The sequence below is a fragment of the Bradyrhizobium sp. ORS 375 genome, assembly GCF_000239775.1.
Classification (GTDB): domain Bacteria; phylum Pseudomonadota; class Alphaproteobacteria; order Rhizobiales; family Xanthobacteraceae; genus Bradyrhizobium.
In genome coordinates, this window is sequence record NZ_CAFI01000062.1 from 1 (window position 1) to 3,618 (window position 3,618).

A 3,618-nucleotide genomic window follows, 5' to 3' on the forward strand; every position below is an offset into this window, starting at 1 on the left:
TCTAGAGGACGCGACCATACCGTTGGGCGCCTCTGGGCATTCGGTCGCCGATGAGCCGACGCCCTCTCCCCTTGCTCGTCATGGCCGGGCTTGTCCCGGCCATCCACGCGGCTCCGCATATGCCGCACGACGTGGATGCCCGGGACAAGCCCGGGCATGACGAGTTCTGGGTGACCGTTGCGCATCATCGCTTCATCATGTGCGTGCAGACATACGGCTGCCCTCTCGCGGCACGTTCGGCGCCCGAGCTATCACTATCGACCACCCTCCAAACGAAGGGCGCAGGGAAGGCCGGACCTCGACTGAGGTCCGTGGCCCGCCTGCTCAGAAAAATGCAGGCGGCAGGTACCACGGGTCAGCCGGACGACCCGGCCTTCCCTGCGCGATGGGTTGACGGCTTATACGCAGTCTCCCTGGTGTCCGGGCTTGTAGCCACCATCGCCCGCGCGATGCGCGAAGGCATCGGCCGCGAACTTGACGCCAGCATCGGGGCGCCGGGACGCTGCGATTTCACCGTCCTGCCGGACTCGTTCGTCCGCGCGCAACTGACGCGCTGCAAACCGACAGGCCACCGCTCCCCGCCTCGCGTGTCGTGACGATCGCGCGCAACGCCCCTCCGCAGTGAGGCGGGATGCGCGGAAACATCGGCCTGATTTGGCCGTCGGCACAAGCCGACGAGGGTGCGGCAGATTGGCTCGACGGGCAGTTTTCGCATGGGAGAGGGTCTCCTTCTGCATATCCGAAGCACGTCCAAGCGGGAACTGCGCTGCCGCGCGGGGCGTTAACACTCATAGTTATCGAGCATCGCAGCGTAACGCGTCATCGATTGTCAGCCGAGGCCCTTGCTGCGGACAGCTTGCCATGAAGGATTTTTCCGACGCTGCCTTTTCGCCCGACGTGATCGCGCTGATGACCCAGGCGCTCGATTCCGCGGTCGCCTCTTTGCCGGAGCCGGTCAGCTCGACCCATGTCACGCTGCTTGCCGAGTCGGTGCTGCGGACCGCCAAAACGGGAGAACGCGATCCCGCCGTGATGCAACGGCTGGCGCTGCTCGAACTACAGATCATGCCCCGCGTGTAGGACGGACCACCCACATCAGCTGCACTCCGTCATTCCGGGGCAAGGCCGCAGGACTTGAACCCGGAATCCCGAAATTGTCTTGCGCCCATCATCTCGGGATTCCGGGTTCAATCGTCAACGCGCGACGCGCGTTGTCGATTGCCCCGGAATGACGGCGAGAGGTGGCCACGTCGTGCGGCAATGAGGAGGGCTCGCGACGAGCATCAGTGAGGCACCGCGCCGCCTCATTCGTCATTGACAAATCTATTTGCCATTGCCTAACTTCCGGGCATCACCGCCGAGAGAGCGGGGCAACCGGGAGGATCCTCATGCGACGGCAGCTGCTCGCCTGCGCGTTTCTGGCAACGACATCATTCATTGCGACCAATGCATCGGCCCAGGTGTCCGACGATGCCGTGCGGATCGGCGTGCTCACCGACCTGTCCAGCTGGGGACGCGACAACAGCGGTCCGGGCTCGGTCGAGGCGGCGAAGATGGCGGTGGAGGAGTTCGGCCCGACCGTGCTCGGCAAGCCGATCGAGATCATCAGCGCCGATCACCAGATGAAGACCGACGTCGGCACCACGATCGTGCGCGACTGGTTCGACAACGGCAAGGTCGATGCGGTCGTCGACATTCCCAATTCCGGTATCGCGATTGCCGTGCACAACATGGTGCGCGAGCGCAACAAGATCGCGCTGCTGTCCGGCCCCGGCGCGAGCTCGCTGACCGACGAGCTGTGCAGCCCCAACACGGTGCACTTCACCTACGACACCTATGCGCTGTCCAAGGTGACGACCTCGGCCGTGATCGCGCAGGGCGGCAAGTCGTGGTACTTCATCACGGCGGACTACGCGTTCGGCCAGCAGCTCGAGAAGGACGCGACGCGCTTCATCAAGGAGCTCGGCGGCACCATTCTCGGCGGCGTCAAGCATCCGACCAACACCGCGGACTTCTCCTCGTTCGCGCTGCAGGCGCAGAGCTCGAAGGCCGACGTCGTCGCCTTCGCCAATGCCGGCCAGGACACCGACAATGCGATCAAGCAGTCCGGCGAGTTCGGCCTGGTCAAGGGCGGCCAGAAGCTGGTGGGCCTGTTGATGTTCGACACCGACGTGCATGCGATCGGGCTCGACGCCGCGCAGGGCACCTACATGACCACGGCGTCCTACTGGAACATGGACGAGGCCACCCGCGCCTGGTCGAAGAAGTTCTTCGCCCGCACCAAGGTAATGCCGACGATGATCCAGACCGGCGTCTACGGCTCGGTGCTGCATTATCTCAAGGCAATCAAGGCGGCCGGCACCGATGATCCCAAGGCCGTCATGGCCAAGATGCGCGAGCTGCCGATCGAGGATACGTTCGTGCACGGCGGTCGCTTGCGCGAGGACGGCCGCGTCATCCGCGACATGTACCTCGCCCGCGTCAAGAAGCCGTCGGAGTCGAAGGAGCCGTGGGACTATCTTGAGATCGTCAAGACCGTGAAGGGCGAGGATGCGTTCCGGCCGGTCTCCGAATCCAAGTGCCCGCTGTTGAAGAAGTAGGAGCGCGCAATGAGCGGAGCTGAGCCCAGAAACGGCGACACCTATGATTGCGACGTGCTGGTGGTCGGCTCCGGCTGCGCCGGGCTGTCGGCGGCGGTCACCGCCGCCCATGCCGGGCTGAAGGTCGTCGTCACCGAGAAGGAGCCGCGGTTCGGCGGCACCACGGCACGCTCCGGCGGCTGGCTGTGGATTCCCGGCACGTCGCTGGCCAAGGCCTGGGGCATCGACGAGCCGCCGGAATTGGCGCGCACCTATCTGCGCCACGAGGCCGGCAACAGTTTCGATGCCGCCCGGGTCGACGCGTTCCTCACCAAGGGGCCTGAGGCGGTCGACTTCTTCGTGAGCAAGACCGCGCTGAAATTCGACATGCCGCTGACCTTCCCGGACTATCACGCGGAAGCGCCGGGCGGCACCCAGGGCGGCCGGTCGATGGTGACGCGGCCGTTCGACGGGCGAGAGCTCGGCGACCACATCAAGGATCTCGGCCAGCCCCTGCCCGAGCTCACCGTGTTCGGCATGATGCTCGGCTCCGGCAAGGAGATCATCCACTTCATGCGCGCGACGAAGTCGCTGACCTCGGCGTTCTACGTCGCCAAACGGCTGTCTAAACATGCCCGTGACGTGCTGCGCCACGGCCGCGGCATGACGCTCACCAACGGCAATGCGCTGGCCGGCCGGCTGGCGAAGTCGGCGTTCGATCTCGGCATTCCCTTGTGGCTGTCGTCCCCGGTGGCCGAGCTGATCCGCGACGACGAAGCCGTGCGCGGCGCGGTCGTGACGCGGCAGGGCAAACGTGTCCGAGTGAATGCGCGGCTCGGCGTGGTGCTGGCCTGCGGCGGCTTCCCGCATGACGTCGAGAGACGCAAGGCGATGTTCCCGCATGCGCCGAGCGGCCAGGAGCATTTTTCGCCCGGGCCCATCGGCAACACCGGCGATGGCTTGCGGCTGGCGGAAGCGGTCGGCGGCCGGGTCGAGGATGGCCTGCCGCATGCGGCGGCCTGGGTGCCGGTCTCTGTCA

The 3,618-nt window shown here is 65.7% G+C and carries 4 protein-coding genes; all 4 read left to right on the forward strand.

Annotation, left to right across the window (positions count from 1 at the left end; translation table 11 throughout):
- Positions 1–311 precede the first annotated feature (311 nt).
- Complete coding sequence (locus BRAO375_RS05495) at positions 312–596, forward strand: hypothetical protein (protein WP_244423117.1); 285 nt, start codon at positions 312–314, stop codon at positions 594–596.
- A gap of 265 nt (positions 597–861) precedes the next feature.
- Entirely contained in the window at positions 862–1,080 is a 219-nt protein-coding gene (locus BRAO375_RS05500) for a hypothetical protein (RefSeq protein WP_009026461.1), read from the forward strand.
- 308 nt (positions 1,081–1,388) lie between these two features.
- The gene (locus BRAO375_RS05505) at positions 1,389–2,600 is read left to right on the forward strand and encodes an ABC transporter substrate-binding protein (protein WP_009026462.1); all 1,212 of its coding nucleotides are present in this window, start codon (positions 1,389–1,391) and stop codon (positions 2,598–2,600) included.
- Positions 2,601–2,609: 9 nt separating this feature from the next.
- A partial coding sequence (locus BRAO375_RS05510) for an FAD-dependent oxidoreductase (protein WP_035639076.1) occupies positions 2,610–3,618 on the forward strand: 1,009 nt, incomplete at its 3' end.